The following is a 414-nucleotide window of genomic DNA, read 5'->3' on the forward strand; positions in this document are numbered from 1 at the left end:
CGGTGCACTTCACCAACACCAAATCCAAGCGTCGCCGGTCGATCCCGATACCGCCCAAGCTGGAAGCGCGAACACTCCAGCACTTCAAGGCGCACGGCCTGTTCAGCAACTGCCGCAACGCCTTCGATGACGCGGTCGACAAGGCTGGGCTACGACTACCGGCCGGACAGAAAGCCCACGTACTGAGACACACCTTCGCCTCTCACTTCATGGCCAACGGTGGCAGCATCCTTTCTCTTCAGAAGATTCTTGGGCATTCTTCGTTGAGCATGACGATGCGCTACGCTCACTTGGCGCCCGGACACATGCAGGATGTGTTGTCGTTCGGACCCAGTCGGGACTTTCGACACTTCTTCGATACTTCCGCGAACGCTGATCCAGCAGGGCAATAAAAAGCGTTGTGAATCAAAAAGG

General features: G+C 56.8%; 1 protein-coding gene. It reads left to right on the forward strand.

The window, feature by feature from the left end:
- Positions 1–392 (forward strand): tyrosine-type recombinase/integrase (locus J0A65_RS26050; RefSeq protein ID WP_206597093.1); only part of this gene is annotated, 392 nt, incomplete at its 5' end.
- Positions 393–414: the final 22 nt, after the last annotated feature.

This window comes from Bowmanella yangjiangensis (assembly GCF_017255015.1).
Taxonomy (GTDB): Bacteria; Pseudomonadota; Gammaproteobacteria; order Enterobacterales; family Alteromonadaceae; genus Bowmanella; species Bowmanella yangjiangensis.